This window comes from Tolypothrix sp. PCC 7712 (assembly GCF_025860405.1).
Taxonomy (GTDB): Bacteria; Cyanobacteriota; Cyanobacteriia; order Cyanobacteriales; family Nostocaceae; genus Aulosira; species Aulosira diplosiphon.
On sequence record NZ_CP063785.1, the window covers coordinates 4,090,171 to 4,105,224 of the forward strand.

The 15,054-nt window shown below is 38.7% G+C and carries 13 protein-coding genes and 1 pseudogene; 9 read left to right on the forward strand and 5 right to left on the reverse strand.

Features of this window, described 5'->3' with window-relative positions; translation table 11 throughout:
• Positions 1-126 precede the first annotated feature (126 nt).
• Entirely contained in the window at positions 127-597 is a 471-nt protein-coding gene (locus HGR01_RS17050; RefSeq protein WP_045869804.1) for an REP-associated tyrosine transposase, read from the forward strand.
• A 98-nt stretch (positions 598-695) separates the two neighbouring features.
• Here HGR01_RS17050 and HGR01_RS17055 read toward each other — a convergent pair whose 3' ends face one another.
• Positions 696-1,910, reverse strand: a complete 1,215-nt coding sequence (locus HGR01_RS17055; protein ID WP_052335153.1) for a tetratricopeptide repeat protein — start codon at positions 1,908-1,910, stop codon at positions 696-698.
• A 265-nt stretch (positions 1,911-2,175) separates the two neighbouring features.
• Here HGR01_RS17055 and cynS point away from each other — a divergent pair, with 265 nt between their 5' ends.
• Complete coding sequence (gene cynS / locus HGR01_RS17060; RefSeq protein WP_045869803.1) at positions 2,176-2,616, forward strand: cyanase; 441 nt, start codon at positions 2,176-2,178, stop codon at positions 2,614-2,616.
• Between the two features lie 93 nt (positions 2,617-2,709).
• Positions 2,710-3,612, forward strand: coding sequence for a DNA-methyltransferase (locus HGR01_RS17065; protein ID WP_045869802.1), 903 nt, complete (start codon positions 2,710-2,712; stop codon positions 3,610-3,612).
• A 185-nt stretch (positions 3,613-3,797) separates the two neighbouring features.
• Here the strand turns inward: HGR01_RS17065 and HGR01_RS17070 are convergent, their stop codons facing one another.
• The gene (locus HGR01_RS17070; protein WP_167725788.1) at positions 3,798-3,992 is read right to left on the reverse strand and encodes a hypothetical protein; all 195 of its coding nucleotides are present in this window, start codon (positions 3,990-3,992) and stop codon (positions 3,798-3,800) included.
• Positions 3,993-4,553: 561 nt separating this feature from the next.
• On the opposite strand from HGR01_RS17070, the gene HGR01_RS17075 reads away from it, so the two are divergent.
• Entirely contained in the window at positions 4,554-5,483 is a 930-nt protein-coding gene (locus HGR01_RS17075; protein WP_045869800.1) for an ion channel, read from the forward strand.
• Positions 5,484-5,515: 32 nt separating this feature from the next.
• Here HGR01_RS17075 and HGR01_RS17080 read toward each other — a convergent pair whose 3' ends face one another.
• Positions 5,516-5,710: a hypothetical protein gene (locus HGR01_RS17080; RefSeq protein WP_052335152.1), complete on the reverse strand. Its 195-nt coding sequence runs from the start codon at positions 5,708-5,710 to the stop codon at positions 5,516-5,518.
• Between the two features lie 251 nt (positions 5,711-5,961).
• Between HGR01_RS17080 and HGR01_RS17085 the strand changes: the two genes are divergently transcribed.
• On the forward strand, positions 5,962-7,632 hold the full coding sequence (locus tag HGR01_RS17085; protein ID WP_045869799.1) for an alpha/beta hydrolase: 1,671 nt from the start codon (positions 5,962-5,964) through the stop codon (positions 7,630-7,632).
• Between the two features lie 91 nt (positions 7,633-7,723).
• Here HGR01_RS17085 and HGR01_RS17090 read toward each other — a convergent pair whose 3' ends face one another.
• The gene (locus tag HGR01_RS17090; RefSeq protein ID WP_045869798.1) at positions 7,724-8,302 is read right to left on the reverse strand and encodes a hypothetical protein; all 579 of its coding nucleotides are present in this window, start codon (positions 8,300-8,302) and stop codon (positions 7,724-7,726) included.
• 560 nt (positions 8,303-8,862) lie between these two features.
• Between HGR01_RS17090 and HGR01_RS17095 the strand changes: the two genes are divergently transcribed.
• The 4 genes and pseudogenes from HGR01_RS17095 to HGR01_RS17110 all read left to right on the forward strand — a co-directional run bounded on the left by HGR01_RS17095 (position 8,863) and on the right by HGR01_RS17110 (position 13,493).
• Positions 8,863-9,693 carry an SDR family NAD(P)-dependent oxidoreductase gene (locus HGR01_RS17095; protein ID WP_045869797.1) on the forward strand — a complete coding sequence of 277 codons (831 nt, stop codon included), beginning with the start codon at positions 8,863-8,865 and terminating at the stop codon, positions 9,691-9,693.
• A gap of 491 nt (positions 9,694-10,184) precedes the next feature.
• On the forward strand, positions 10,185-11,687 hold the full coding sequence (locus HGR01_RS17100; protein ID WP_045870111.1) for a glycosyl hydrolase family 57: 1,503 nt from the start codon (positions 10,185-10,187) through the stop codon (positions 11,685-11,687).
• Between the two features lie 525 nt (positions 11,688-12,212).
• Positions 12,213-12,818, forward strand: a pseudogene (locus HGR01_RS17105) (caspase family protein); the annotation flags it as partial.
• A 180-nt stretch (positions 12,819-12,998) separates the two neighbouring features.
• A complete protein-coding gene (locus tag HGR01_RS17110) occupies positions 12,999-13,493 on the forward strand; it encodes a DUF2808 domain-containing protein (protein WP_235623043.1) in 495 nt (164 codons plus the stop codon).
• 95 nt (positions 13,494-13,588) lie between these two features.
• Here the strand turns inward: HGR01_RS17110 and HGR01_RS17115 are convergent, their stop codons facing one another.
• Entirely contained in the window at positions 13,589-14,947 is a 1,359-nt protein-coding gene (locus HGR01_RS17115; RefSeq protein WP_045869796.1) for a sensor histidine kinase, read from the reverse strand.
• Between the last annotated feature and the right edge of the window lie 107 nt (positions 14,948-15,054).

Sequence of the window (15,054 nt, forward strand, 5' to 3'; positions counted from 1 at the left end):
GGGGATTTTTTATTGGGATAGTAACAAGATTAAATTTTCTTTTTATTAATGGGAAGGATAAAGAAAGGGCGGGCAAGATGCCCACCCCACAAGAAAAAGCACAATAAAAATAAGTAATTCAACTAAATGCACCAGCCAAAGTTGAAAATTTTTCAGAGAAGATTGCCTCATTGGGAGTTAGAGGGGGCAATTTATTTTATTACCTTTAATACTTGGGAGAAGTTAGAACTTAGCCCAGAAGCTAGAGAAATAGTTTTTAATTCTTGCTTGTTTTTTGATAAAAACAGATATCAGTTATTTGTCTTTGTAGTTATGACAAATCATGTGCATTTACTCATTCAGCCATTACTCAAATCTGACAATGAGTTTTGGTCACTGAGTAGTATTATGAACAGTATTAAAAGTTATAGTGCTAAACAAATTCCCAAAGTTATGAAACATATAGGCACAGTTTGGCAAGATGAAAGATATGACCGTATTGTTAGGAATGACCAAGAGTTTCAACAATACTGGCAATACATTAGAGAAAATCCTGTAAAAGAAGGGCTGTCATCAAGCCCAGAAGATTACCCTTTCTTTTGGCAACTTCCCGAATAATTTCAATCATGAAATTTTCTCTTCTCCTGTCAAATTTTCTCTTGTGGGGTGGGCATCTTGCCCGCCCTTTGTAGCCTTAAGTGGCAATTTAAAATTAACTATTGACTCGATTTAATTCTCTCTATTGCCTCTGCATATTGTTTTGTATCTCCTTGTTGTAAATAAAGGTTAGCAGCTTGCTGCCAATCTTTAATTGCACCTTGCTTATCTCCTAATACATAGCGAACCCAAGCCCGATTATAGTAAACAGTAGGCTTTTTTGCGTTTAAATGAATCGCTTTATTATAGTCTTGTAAAGCTCCCTGGTTATCACCTAAATTGAAGCGAGCAAGACCTCGATTGTTATAAGCATCATCATATACAGGTCGGAGTTTAATTGCTATGTTGGAGTCTTGTAATGCTCCTTGATTATCTCCTAATTCAATCCGCAAGCCAGCGCGAACGGTGTAAGCTAAAAAGCTTTGAGAGTAAAACTCAATTGCTTTATTGCAGTCTTGCAATGCACCCTGTCTATCCCCTAATTCCCCTCGTAATCTAGCGCGAGCGATGTAATTTAAATAACTTTTAGATTCAAGCTCAATTGCTTTATTGTAGTCTTGCAAAGCACCCTGTTTATCCCCTAATTCATTCCGTAATCTAGCGCGATCGCTGTAAGAATAACTGTTAAGTTCAGGTTCAAGCTCAATTACTTTATCATAGTCTTGCAAAGCACCTTGTTTATCCCCTTTCCTAGAAATCGAATCATACCGAAGTTCAGCGCGCTTTTTGTAAGCAAAATGCTTTTTAGGTTCAAGCTTAATTGCCTTATTGTAGTCTTCTAAAGCTCTTTTTTTGTCATTGTCATTTAAGGAATAGTGACGTAATTCACCTCGCCCAAGATAAAGTTGGTAATTATTTGGGTCAATTTGAATTGCTTGGTTGTAACGTTTTAACCTTGCATTGCTATCACCATTCCATGAAGTAAAATTTAATAGATAACTACCCTTGTTATTAGGGTCAATTTGAATCGCTTTTTTGATATCTTCTATAAATCCTAACTCATCGCCTAATTTATCACGAACTTCAGCCCGTTCAATGTATAACTGGGGGTTTTTAGAATCTAGCTTAATCGCTGTGTTAAGAGCGTCTAAAGCTGCTTTATAATTTCCAGAAGCCCTATGAGCATTACTTGATTCAATATATTTTGATGGAGAAGTAAAAGATTTCTGCACAGTAGTATAAGCCAAGTGGATTATACCTACTCCTATAATTGCTGCACCTATATAATATATTAAGAAATATTTAGACTTGTGATTATTTAAGTTGTTTGTCATACAAATAACACCAATTACTGAATTGAATAGAATTTTTTATAAGAATAAAATTTTTTTGTAGCATTATAAGCATTATAGTAATGTACCAAAAATTTGATTATTATGAGGAAACACAAAAGAAATGACTCAAGCATGACTAGAATGGGCTAAACGAAGGGGTTATCAGTGGTAGTTAATATTGAGCAATCGCCTCTTTTACTGAATCCAGCCGATAGCATGGTAAAATTTGACTCTAGCAAATTTAATTTACTGACATAAGTACCAAATGTCCCTTCCCGAAATTACGCAAACACTATTAAAAGCTAAGAAAGAGAAAGGTTTGAGCTTTGCTGATTTAGAAAAAATTCTGGGACGAGATGAAGTCTGGATTGCTGCTGTATTTTATCGTCAAGCTAGCGCTTCTGAGGAAGAGGCTAAGTTGCTGCTAGAGGCATTAGAATTAGGGGCTATCTATATTAAAGAGTTAACTGAATGCCCTGTAAAAGGATTAGGCCCAGTCGTACCAACTGATCCGCTGATTTATCGCTTCTACGAGATTATGCAGGTGTATGGTTTTCCCATTAAAGATGTGATTCAGGAAAAATTTGGTGACGGGATTATGAGCGCAATTGATTTTACCCTGGATATCGAAAAAGAAGCAGATCCCAAAGGCGATCGCGTGAAAATTATTATGTCAGGAAAATTTCTACCATACAAAAAATGGTAGGGTAAGATTTTATCTCTAGATAGGATAGGTTTTTTCCTATCCTTTTGTGAGTAAATATTGTTTTTAACTGCTAATTTTAAACATTAACTACTCTTGACAATAAAAGCTCAAAAATCACAGAAATCGAGTAATTTTAACCCTTATTATACTCAGAATAATGGAGCATTATATTTAGGTGACAGTCTAGAACTAATCAAGTGCATTGATGACAACACTATTAATTTAATCCTCACTTCACCCCCATTTGCACTGACACGCAAAAAAGAATACGGTAATGAAAGTGCAGAAAAGTATATTGAATGGTTCCTACCTTTCGCTTCAGAATTTAAAAGAGTACTAGCTGAGGATGGCTCATTTATTTTAGATTTAGGTGGCGCTTATCTTCCTGGAAATCCCGTGCGGAGTATCTATCAATATGAGCTTTTGGTGAGATTATGTAAAGAAATTGGCTTTTTTCTCGCCCAAGAATTCTATCACTATAATCCAGCTAGATTACCTACCCCTGCTGAATGGGTAACAATTAGGAGAATCCGCGTTAAAGATTCAGTCAATGTGGTTTGGTGGTTATCCAAAACCCCCAACCCTAAAGCAGATAATAGAAAAGTTTTAAAACCATATAGCCAGAGTATGCAGCAATTACTTAAGCATGGCTATAAAGCAAAAATACGTCCTAGCGGACATGAAATTTCTGATAAATTCCAAAAAGATAATCAAGGCGCAATTCCGCCTAATTTGCTAGAAATTGCCAATACAGAATCCAATAGCGCTTATTTACGTCGCTGTAAAGAGGCTGGTATAAAACCTCATCCAGCTAGATTTCCCCAAGCCTTTGCAGAATTCTTTATTAAATTCTTGACTGATGAAGGCGATCTAGTATTAGATCCATTTGCTGGATCTAATACTACGGGATTCGTTGCTGAAAATTTGCAACGTCAATGGATTGCTTTTGAAATTAATGAAGATTATGTTACTGGAAGTCGTTATCGTTTTAGCTAACAATCAGTAAAAAGCGAACAGTGAGCAGTTTTTCTCGAGAATACTGAATTATTCACTGTAATAACTACTAAGCTTTTGTGAAGACTAAATCGCCAATTCTAACATTGAACCCACTAACTCTTTTAATAGTTATTTAACTAATATTTTTACCTAAGATTGTAAACTTTTGACTCCTACCAGCAAATTTAGATTTCGCCATTAACCTGCATTTTATGCACTTCGTCTGCTAGCTCTTGACGACTTTGTTCGTCCATTTTGTCAATTGCTATCATGCCCATGAGAATAACCTCTTTTAAAGTTAACCGTGTTGAATGTGCTTGTTTTTGCACAATCTCCTTAATGATGGGACTAACTCCTATCGCTGTACTCGCTCTTGCCACAAAATAATACTTAAATATGAACGACTGCGCCTAAATCTTAGCATTTTATCTCGCGTTATTCTACATAAGTCGAGTAATAAATTAAATTACTCAAATGCATAATATGCATAACAGCATGAATAACACACACACTTAGATATAGCAGATTAAAGGAAATTTTTCCTACTCCTATAGCTATAAAATTGGCAAAATTTTGATAATACTGTAGGATGCTAAATAACTCTGATTTTGATGGCATAAAAATCTTTATTTGAGCGTAATTTGATATTTTCTCTCATTTATAGTGAGGATAAAAGCATTTATAGTGAAATTATCTTTATAGTGCTAGAATGCTGCCAATCAACTCAATTTGCGCTATAAATCAGAATTGCGATCGCACTTAGTACATCTGGGTTTAAACTTGGAAAAACTTTGTTAGACAAGGGTTATGGAAAATCAAAAGATTTTTCCATTCATCAACAGAATGTGGGTTAATGAGAATGATTGCATATTGGATAGATGTTAATTTCATGTAGCGGCACTAGTTATGCTACTGATTAGCAGTGATTTTGGCTACTCCCAATGAGATTCCCACTCAAGAAACTTTTTCGCAAGCCAGGGGCGCATAGGCGGTCGCGTGTACATATTAAAATCAGGGATGGGCAATTCCAGATTGTGGGGATGGGTGCTTGGTATTCTTACTGGCGTGACCCCTACCATCTGCTGTTAACAATTCCCTGGCCTGGGTTTTTTCTACTGATTGCTTTAGCATATTTGGCTACTAACGCTGTATTTGCTTTAGCTTACCTGGCTGGAGGAGATTGTGTAGAAAATGCTAGACCTGGCTCTTTCTTAGATGTCTTCTTTTTTAGCGTGCAAACCTTGGCATCCATCGGCTATGGTGCGATGTATCCTAAAACACCTTATGCCAATAGCATTGTGACTATTGAAGCAATGGTAGGTTTGATGGGAATTGCTGTCATGACAGGGTTAGCGTTTGCTCGCTTCTCCCGTCCTAATGCACGTGTAGTTTTTAGCCGTGTCGCAGTGATTACACCCCATGAAGGACAGTCAACGCTGATGTTTCGCACCGCTAATAAGCGCCGCAACTTGATTTTGGAAGCACAGATGCGGGTGTACCTGATGCGAGACGAAGTTACCGCAGAGGGACATTATATCCGTCGCATTCACGAACTCAAACTACTGAGGAATTTATCACCTAGCTTTACATTAAGCTGGTTAGCAATGCATATTATTGATGAGTCTAGCCAGCTGTATGGAATGACTACAGAATCTTTACTCAAAACAAATAGCTCTATTGTGGTTTCACTAAGTGGTATTGATGAAACCGTAGCCCAAGTGCTTCATGCCCGTCATACTTATAGTGCCACTGATTTACTGTGGAATTATCAGTTTGTCAATATTATGCACGAGACAAGTGATGGACATCGCTACATTGATTACCAGTATTTCCACGATGCCGTCAGTTTAGATGAAATTAGTGAGAACTAATCCTGAACTCTATTGTTTCGATGCTTTACAAGCTAATCAATCTCTTTTAGAGGTGGTGTTTGTAGTGGTTTAACTACTACTCGACCATTTTCAACCACTGTGCAGTTTTTGACAGGGACGTTGTTGTAGTTAACCTGTTCATCCTGACAACGCTTTTGGTGAGAGATATTTTCCTCTTGTTGTTGAGTTAGCACAACCACACAACAAGGGCATGGTGTTGGTGACATATAAAAACTTTGATCTCTAACTTAATTATCGCGCTAATTAGAGCTTTAAGCGGAAAAATTTGGCTTAATACTGACTATAAAGATGCAGAGAAGCAGGAAAGAAGTATTAACGCCTAACCTCTGGGATATATGTGCATTAACGAGGTATTTGGTATATCTAAATGTAAATCAATAAGAAAGCGGTATTTATCCCGCCCCGCTTTCTTCGCCGCCCAAATTTTTGTTTATTGGGTAAAAAGCGGGTTTTGCTCATGAAAAAATTTCTAAAATATCTCAGTTTAGGTTTACTATCTACAATTTTGACGGCAACCCCTGGATTAGGAGCCGAGCGCATCAGTTTTTTTTATCCGCCATTTGGGGAATTTTCTTTATCGGCTAAATCTTTAGAAAAATTTGCGAAAGAGGGCAAAATCGACAGTGAATTATCATTTTATGCCAGTCGTGCTACTCCAGAGCAACTTGCTCAATTAAGGCAGCTTTTACAACAGAAATTTGTTATTACACCTGTTTTGGTTTCTCAGTTTACCTATTCGCCTCTCGGTGAAGCAGTACTGAAACGTTTGGGAGAATTGTTACTGACTGACTCGCGCCAAAATGGTTTTTATGCCATCCGTGCTGCTTTGATTTTATCGGCTGCCGATCCTCAAGGCTTAACGGTTGTCAACTTATTGCGTAAGTACCCAAGTGAAAGTTTGCGGTTAAATTTTTCTGAGGGGTTACAGATAGTCAATAGCTTGTCAAATTTGGTAAAAGCCCAGGATCAAATTGTCGCGTTGATTAAACAACAGACAACCACACAAGCTCAAACTAATAATGCCACGGTTAATTATGCTCAATTGCCAGATTTGCGATCGCCTGGAAAATTACCTTGGCAGAAAACCAGCTTCCAATTCAACGATACTGCGCGCAATCGCAATCTCCCTGTAGATTTGTATCTACCGCAAGCCTCAGCACCAAGTCCTCTAATTGTCATTTCTCATGGTGTGGCTTCCGATCGCTTCGCCTTTGTCTACCTAGCTGAACATTTAGCATCCTATGGCTTTGCGGTGGCTGTCTTAGAACACCCCGGTAGTAATGCCGAGCGCTTTCAGCTATACTTTTCTGGCTTGGCTGGCCCTCCAGAAGCACAAGAATTTATTAACCGTCCTTTAGATGTCAAGTTTGTTCTCGATCAACTCCAGCAGCGAGACAAAAGCGATCGCAACCTCCAAGGTAAAATCAATTTTCAACAAATTGGGGCGATTGGACATTCTTTTGGCGGTTACACTGTTTTAGCTTTGGGGGGAGGAAAGCTGAACTTTGAGCAACTGCGCCGCGATTGTGCGCCTAATCGCACCTTGAATGTATCAGTCTTTTTACAGTGTCGCGCCTACGAGTTACCTGCCCAAAATTATCCACTGCAAGACGAACGCATTAAAGCAGTACTGGCGGTTAATCCCATTGATAGCTCTGTTTTGGGCGAAACTGGCATAAATCAAATTAAATTACCAACAATGTTAGTCGCAGGTACCCAAGATATTTTTGCACCCCCTCTATCTGAACAGATTTACCCCTTTACTTGGCTACCAAACCAGAACAAATATTTGGTAGTTATAGAAAATGCTACTCACTTTAGTGCGATCGCAGAACCCACGGCGGAAAATAATGTTTTACCTGTACCAGAAGCCTTATTAGGGCCAAATCGTGCGCCTGCTTATTCCTATTTAAAAGCTTTAAGTGTCGCTTTTTTTGACACCCATCTTTTAAACCGCCCAGAATATCGTCCGTACCTGCAGCCTGGCTATGCTCAATATATTAGTCAGGCTCCGCTCAATCTCAGTATTGTCGAATCTTTAACTACAGAACAGTTAAAACAAGCATTAAGTGGCGTAGATCCGCAACCAAAAGTCCCTGCACCACAGCCAACTCCGGCTGCGCCATGAGGGGATTGGGGACTGGGGAAGGGGGAAGGGGGAATGGGGAATGGGGAATGGGGAATGGAACAAACACCAAACACCTAACCCCAAAATTAATTTATGGTATTGCGTCTTTGAGATAAAACCTCAAATATGCATACCAATAAAAGAGATTGGTTGCTATTAATAGTCCTTTGGTGAAGGGTGATCGCATTGTGGGAAACAAGTAAATACTAGCTACTAATACTAAGGAAATCTCTATAAAAGCGATGATCCCGCCGTAATGGTTACGATCCCAATAGGAAATCGGACTAATAAAACGGTAATTACTAAAGGGGAAAAAGTGCCTATGGGCATCATTATTGTGAACTGGTAAATCTAAAAGTGAGTGCAGCACCATACTGCTAAACCCAACTTCTATAACTTTCCAATTTAAAAAATGGGCAATTATTAGCCCAATTAATGCTAAAGGAATGGAGTGAAAAGTACTGATTATTCCTTGCCAAAATGGCTGGTAGTAAGCTTCTGACCAAATTTCGCGTGATGGTAAACGATAGACAAATTTCATCAAAAAGTAAAACAAGAATATTGGCACGTCGGGCAAGATTGCACCAATAAAGATTGCATAACTCGCCTGATTTCTCAGTTGTTGGTTAAAAACAACCAGATTGAGAATCGCATGGCTAGGAGTATTCATAAAGTAAATGTAATCAGTATATTGACGGAAATTTTTCTGATCAAGTTTCCTCAACTGTATGTATTTTTCTTGTGTCAGCGATGACAAATTTTGTCATAATTCAGCCATATTGAGGATTTTATTAAATTTATTTTGGTAATTTAGTCTGATTGTCAAGAAATTTCTATATTAGACCAGCAGTATTTATAAAAACTTATTTCCCAAAAAATCACTTATATATATACTTGTTGTAAACAACTATTAAGAAATTCTTATTAAAAATTGTTGCTAGAACTTGATTTAGTTGTTAACGTGTGTATGGAAACGCTCCGGTGAACAATTGAGGAAATGTTAAAACCTATGAGCTATATCCACACAGACGATAGTAGGAAGTGCTGATGATTTAAAGCAAAGCGAGAAATTTCTGTTGTTGAAAGACTGATGATTAAGGGTTGTAGATTAGCTCAGAAATATCTCCTACTTACAGGCTTAGTTTTGATTTAAATAACAATTGCTAATTTGTCTGCGCTGCGAATGCAATCAGTAACGCAGTAGGACTGACATTTTGGAGGTAAAAATTTATGAAGATTCAAGGTAAAGTTGCCTTAATTACTGGGGCTTCCCGTGGTATTGGACGTGCGATCGCTCTAGAATTAGCACAGCAAGGCATCAAGCGAGTTATACTCATAGCGCGCGATCGCCAAAAGTTAGCTGAGGTTGCAGAGGAAATCTCTGCACTAGGTACAGAAGTTTCAACTTTAGCAATCGATTTGACGCAAACAGTAGAAGTAAATATTGCTGTTGCTCAACTTTGGCGTAATTATGGCCCTATACATCTACTAGTTAATTGTGCCGGAGTTGCTTATCAGAATTCGTTTTTGCAATCTAAACTTCCCCAAGTTCAAGAGGAAATTTCCGTTAATTTAATGGGAATGTACAACTTGACTAGTCTTGTAGCACGGCGCATGGCTAGCCAAAGACAAGGGACAATTGTGAATGTATCCAGCTTGATGGGCAAAATTGCTGCACCGACAATGGCGACATATTCAGCCACAAAATTCGCCATTTTAGGATTTACCCAAGCTTTGCGCCATGAGCTAGCACCATACAATATTCAGGTAAAAGCATTACTTCCTTCCCTCACAGACACAGACATGGTGCGGAACTTTCAATTATTTCGCTGGGTAATTCCCTCAACTCCTCAGAAAGTAGCGCAAACGCTTGTCTCAGGATTGCAAAGAGACTCACCAGAAATTTTAGTAGGATGGCAAAGTCATCTAGCAGTATGGTGTCAACGCCTTGCACCTTGGTTGCTAGAGATAATTTTAACTGTGACTACCCCTTCAGCGCCAAAAAGCAAACAGCCATACAAACAACTTAGAAAACTTATTCCCAGTACATTGGAACAATAGAAATTTTTTGGTACAATAAAAATCTCTACCCCCTGTTCCCCTCGTTACCAGGCCCCACCTGGTAACGCCCTACAGGACGCTCTGCCTCAACCCCATGAGGCAGAGCTTCAAAATATTTATAGTTATACCGAGCAGAGGAATAATCGCGAGTCAGGTTATACAGCCTTGGGACGCTCCAAATAAGCAAGCTAATACCTGAGCGAAAAAAGTGCTGAGTAAATTTGGCTATTCACTTCTCTCTAGGCTCAAGCACCTTGAATGTTTGGTGGTGCGTTGCGCTACGCGACAACACACCCTACTGAACAAAGGTTTAAATCTAGAGGCTGAGAGACTTTCAGCATTACCAATTGGTTTAACACTTGCGTGGAAACATTACTGAGTGTTGAGTAAGTTTGACTTTTGACTCTGAACTCTTGACTCGCGATCGCCTCACCAGTAATTATGCAAGTTTAGCGTCACAACCTATTACCCTATTTTCGGAGCAACCAGAAATGCAGACTTTGCCTGAGACTCTCCCCGCTTTGCCCGAAATTATAGATGGTTTACCGAATATTTCTGGTTGGGAAACAGAGGTTCTCTCAGTAGTGAATCATAATGAGCCTGTTTTCTTACCAAAAACGAATCTCCGCTTAGAAGATATTAACGCTGGATTTGCGATCGCTTTACATATGCATCAGCCAACTATCCCGGCTGGCTATGATGGCGGATTGATCAGTAATCTGCAATATATGTTTGAGCATCCTGGAGAAGGGGATAATCATAATGCCGGGCCTTTTGCCTATTGTTACAGCCGTATGGGAGATTTTATTCCCGAACTCGTCAGCCAAGGTTGCAATCCCCGCGTGATGTTGGATTACTCAGGGAATCTGTTCTGGGGATTGAGGCAAATGGGACGCAGCGATATTATTGATAACCTCAAGCGTATTACTTGCGATCGCACTTATCAACCTTATGTAGAGTGGTTGGGTACGATGTGGAGTCATGCTGTGATTCCTTCCACCCCCATAGCAGATATTAAATTACAAATAGTGGCATGGCAACAGCATTTTGCTGCCATTTTTGGTTGGGAAGCGCTAGCAAGAGTTAAAGGATTTTCTCCACCAGAAATGCATCTGCCAAATCACCCTGATACTTTTTTTGCTTTTGTCAAAGCACTGAAAGAATGTGGTTACCGTTGGTTACTTGTTCAAGAACATAGTGTAGAAACAATTAACGGTCAATCTCTGATCCACAAACATTTACCACATCGTTTAATTGCCCGCAATTCCCAAGGCGAAACAATTAGTATTACTGCTTTAATTAAAACCCAAGGTTCGGATACGAAATTAGTAGGTCAAATGCAACCTTACTATGAAGCCAAAACTTTATCTAAACAGCAACTAGGAAATGTCTTAATACCACCCATTGTCAGCCAAATCGGAGATGGTGAAAATGGCGGTGTGATGATGAATGAATTTCCCAGTGCCTTCAACCAAGCTTGGTGGGATATGGTAAATCACGGTGGAGGTAAAACTGGTGTAGTGGGAATGTGTGGTACGGAATATTTAGAATTAATCGCGGCTGCTGGTTGTCAACCCGAAGATTATCCCACTTGTCAGCCAGTGGGACAACATTATATTTGGGAAAGGGTTTCACCAGATAATGTGCAACCCGAAGCTGTAGAGAATGCCATTTTGGAATTAAAGCAAAATAATCCCAATTTTCATATGGATGGAGCCTCATGGACAAATCATATCAGTTGGGTGAAAGGATATGAAAATGTCTTATCTCCTATGTATCAATTAAGTAGTGCATTTCATGAAAAAGTCAATGAATTATTAGCAACCCAATCACCAGCATCTCTGACTAAAAAATCAAATTACCGCCACCTTCTCTTACATAACTTATTGCTACAAACTAGCTGTTTTCGTTATTGGGGACAAGGTACTTGGACAGACTATGCCCGTGAGATTTTTCAACGTGGTGAAAAGTTGCTGCAAGCAAATAATTGGTAATTGCTAATTCAGGTAAATCTAGGATGCGTTACGCCAAAGGCTAACACATCCTACGAGCTTCTATAGCCATATTTCAGAAATCAAATATTAATTGTATAGCTGATACCAATTCACGAAATCTTTGCAATGCATGAATAATTTATAGGAATGCAAAGCTTTGCACCCCTACTTCATTTATTTGTCACATTCTTTTTTAAAAGTGGTATCACATAGAATTACACTGATATAATGAATAGTCAATTTTTTTGAATTTGACCTCACTCTTAAGAGAGAAGTAACAAAATGTTACGTCGAAAATGGCTACTCTTATTAACAACCACAGCACTGCTGTTACCGCTAGCATCAATTTTAATAGTCAAAAAAATCTGGACAATTCCCGAGTTCGCTTCTGATGAATGGATAGCGACCACTGAAGAGAAAATCATCAATGTTGCTAATAACTTGCCAGTTGCCAGCGATAATTCAGTGATGGATGACAAGCTGAAAAACGTCATGGGTGAGTTAATTGCCCAAAATCGCTTGGCAATGCAAAAAGAATACCGCACAGCACTGGTAATTGGTAATTCTAAATACAAACTCGCAACGGAATTAGCCAACCCCATCAATGATGCTACAGATATTGCTAATTCTTTACGTAAATTAGGATTTGAGGTGACACTCCTCAAAGATGCAGATTTGCGGCAAATGGAACAAGCGATTGATAATTTTAATCGCAACTTACGTCAAGGTGGCACAGGATTGTTTTACTATGCCGGACATGGAACTCAAGTAGATGGAGAGAATTATTTAATTCCCATAGATGCACGTCTAGAAAGAGAACAAGATGTGCGATATGAATCTCTACCTGTGGGTAAATTACTAAATGTTATGGAAGATGCATCTAACGATGTCAATATCATTATTTTAGATGCTTGCCGTAATAATCCTTTTGGGCGCAAATGGCGTTCTTTGCAGCGCGGTTTAGCACCACTTACACAGACAGTTAAAGGTACATTAATTGCTTACGCTACTTCACCAGGGAAAACTGCTTTAGATGGCGAAGGTCGCAATAGCCCTTATACTACAGCGTTGTTGCAACACATGAAAACTCCCAATTTAGATGTGGAGCAAATGTTTAAGCAAGTCAGAGCAGATGTATTAAAACAGACTGGTGGTAAACAAACTCCTTGGGAATCTTCTTCTTTAGTTGGTTCATTTGCCTTTAATGCTGTTGGTGGTAATAATGTGGCAACTTCAGCAGGTAAATCTTCACCACTACCGACAAGTACAACACCAATCACAACTCCTGCAGCTTCGCCAATTACATCTCTTGTGATCACCCCATCGCCAACTTTATCGCCCACTGCTGGAACCAGAACCGCATATTTTACCCAACCACCAAGCTTGCTGAAAGCTTCAACTACATACAATCGAGTTAGTGAACCAGGCGCAGTTTATTACTTTACGATTAACCTGCCAGAAAATGCTGGCGAACCATTACAAAAAATTACCATCCAACAGCGCGAGGGTTTAGAATACATTCGCTTTCAGCTAGATAAAAGTATCGCTTTTGAAGGAACAGAATCTCAAGAGGGACAAAAACTAGAGTTAAAAGATATTAGCAGCGATCAAAAAACTCAAACAGTCTCAATTGCTTTTAACCCACCAGTATCTCCAGGTAAAAAGATTACGATTGGTTTACAAGCTAGGCAAAACCCACAATTTGATGGCGTTTATCTCTTTGGGGTGACTGCATTTCCTCAAGGTGAAAAATCTCATAGCCAATTTTTGGGTTTTGGCAGGTTACATTTTTACCGTCGTAACTAAATTATGAATGATGGATTTCAAAATAAAGGGTGTGTTATGCCGGAGAATAACACACCTGGAATGGCTAACTATAGATATTATCAAGATTATTTTGATTAAAGTAAGGGTAGCAATACCTGAAATTCTGTACCCTGACCGAGATGGGAATGAAAATTTAATTTACCTCCATGTTTAGCAGTAATAATTCGATAACTCACAGCTAAACTAGTAGCTTTATCAGCGCGTTTTTCTACTGAAAAAGAATCAATAATTTGTTGTTGCAATGTGGGTGACATTCCCGGGCCATTGTCAGCAATAGAAATTGAAACCCAGCGAGAATCTGGAGAGCCTGGTTTAGTAGCTTCTTGTGTAATAATTTTGGTAGTAATTTCAATCTGGGGTTTGTCATTACTTTTTGTTATTTCTGGATGAAACTCCTGCCGCACTGTTTCATTGAGCAATGTATCTATAGATTCAGTAAAAATATTCATAAATACTTGGCTTAATTGCCCCATAAAACAATATACTGGCGGTAAATGTCCATAGTTTTTGACTATTTCAATTTCGCCATGAATTCGGCTATTAATTAATAAAACAATACTATCTAAACAGGCATGTAAATCTCCCGGTTTCGGATAAACTTCATCAATATGGCAAAAGTTTTGTAAACTAGTGACTAGTTTTTTTAATCTTTCAGCCCCAGTGCGAATACTAGCCAGGGATTTGGTTAAATCTTCTTCTAAAAAATCAAATTCAATTTCTTCCTTAAGATGATTAATATAATTGGGAGTAGGAGATAATTCTTGGTCGTAAGCGGCTATGAGTTTGAGCAAATCCTGACTATAGTTAGAAACATAAGTTAAATTACCCCAAATAAAACTGACGGGGTCTAAAATTTCGTGGGCTACGCCATCAACTAAACGCCCCAAACTCGCCATTTTATCAATTTGAATCATTTGAGTTTGGCTGCGTTCATAACGTACTTGAGTTTCAATGCCGCGAATTTGCCAAGCCGCCAGATTTACTTCATGTACATCCAATAATTTATAAGTATCGGGTGCCGTTTGTACCACCAATGGTTCTGCCAAAAGTTCAGACGATCGCCTTAAGGTAAGTTGCATCGCTGTCAAAATTGGTGTCGTATCAGGCAATTGTAAAATCGTGGTACGGGCATAGCTATAGAGAATACTTAATGGTTGTTGCAAAAATAATTCTTGTCCTTGGGGATGAATCCAAAATTCTAGAAGTCGCCGCCGCGAAATCATCCCGATGAACTTTCCATCGTCTAGTAAGATAGCTCCTGGTAGCAAAGGATATTTTTCAAAAAACTGGGCAACTTCCACAGACATACAGCTAATATCCACTTGGAAGTCATACATTGACAGATCCTTGAGGGTAGAATCTAAATCGAGATCGCGATCGCTACCTTGCGATAGAAATGGTGCTGATATTTGGGTACTGAAATTTTGTGGCACTTGACACTCTGATTGGTATAAAAACTGGCAATGAATACGCTAACATTTTAGCCTCTACCCATCTTTACTCAATACCCTAGCTTTAGCTATGATTTACAACTTAATAA

Coding starts and splice junctions, on each gene's coding strand:
- HGR01_RS17085 (WP_045869799.1), top strand. CDS start 5,962: ATGAAAAAATTTCTAAAATATCTCAGTTTAGGTTTACTATCTACAATT.
- HGR01_RS17100 (WP_045870111.1), top strand. CDS start 10,185: ATGCAGACTTTGCCTGAGACTCTCCCCGCTTTGCCCGAAATTATAGAT.
- cynS (WP_045869803.1), top strand. CDS start 2,176: ATGTCCCTTCCCGAAATTACGCAAACACTATTAAAAGCTAAGAAAGAG.
- HGR01_RS17055 (WP_052335153.1), bottom strand. CDS start 1,910: ATGACAAACAACTTAAATAATCACAAGTCTAAATATTTCTTAATATAT.
- HGR01_RS17050 (WP_045869804.1), top strand. CDS start 127: ATGCACCAGCCAAAGTTGAAAATTTTTCAGAGAAGATTGCCTCATTGG.
- HGR01_RS17090 (WP_045869798.1), bottom strand. CDS start 8,302: ATGAATACTCCTAGCCATGCGATTCTCAATCTGGTTGTTTTTAACCAA.
- HGR01_RS17080 (WP_052335152.1), bottom strand. CDS start 5,710: ATGTCACCAACACCATGCCCTTGTTGTGTGGTTGTGCTAACTCAACAA.
- HGR01_RS17075 (WP_045869800.1), top strand. CDS start 4,554: ATGAGATTCCCACTCAAGAAACTTTTTCGCAAGCCAGGGGCGCATAGG.
- HGR01_RS17095 (WP_045869797.1), top strand. CDS start 8,863: ATGAAGATTCAAGGTAAAGTTGCCTTAATTACTGGGGCTTCCCGTGGT.